Source organism: Bradyrhizobium campsiandrae (assembly GCF_014529705.1).
In the GTDB taxonomy this organism is placed as follows: domain Bacteria; phylum Pseudomonadota; class Alphaproteobacteria; order Rhizobiales; family Xanthobacteraceae; genus Bradyrhizobium; species Bradyrhizobium campsiandrae.
On the sequence record NZ_JAANIH010000445.1, the window covers coordinates 1 to 238 of the forward strand.

The following is a 238-nucleotide window of genomic DNA, read 5'->3' on the forward strand; positions in this document are numbered from 1 at the left end:
CCGGCCCGTGGAAGATGGCAAGCTTTACCCCGCGCGAACGTCTCGAGCTGGTCAAGAACGCCGACTATTGGGACAAAGCCCGTGTGCCCAAGATCGACAAGATCGTGCTCTTGCCGATGCCGGAGGCTAACGCGCGCACCGCCGCGCTGCTGTCCGGGCAGGTTGACTGGGTCGAAGCGCCGGCGCCCGATGCCGTGCCGGAGCTGAAGCAGCGCGGCTTCAAGCTCTACGCCAACGA

At 65.5% G+C, this 238-nt stretch carries 1 protein-coding gene; it reads left to right on the forward strand.

Annotation, left to right across the window (positions count from 1 at the left end; translation table 11 throughout):
* The coding region (locus G8O24_RS43845) for an ABC transporter substrate-binding protein (RefSeq protein ID WP_244646495.1) at window positions 1-238 on the forward strand (238 nt) is incomplete at both ends.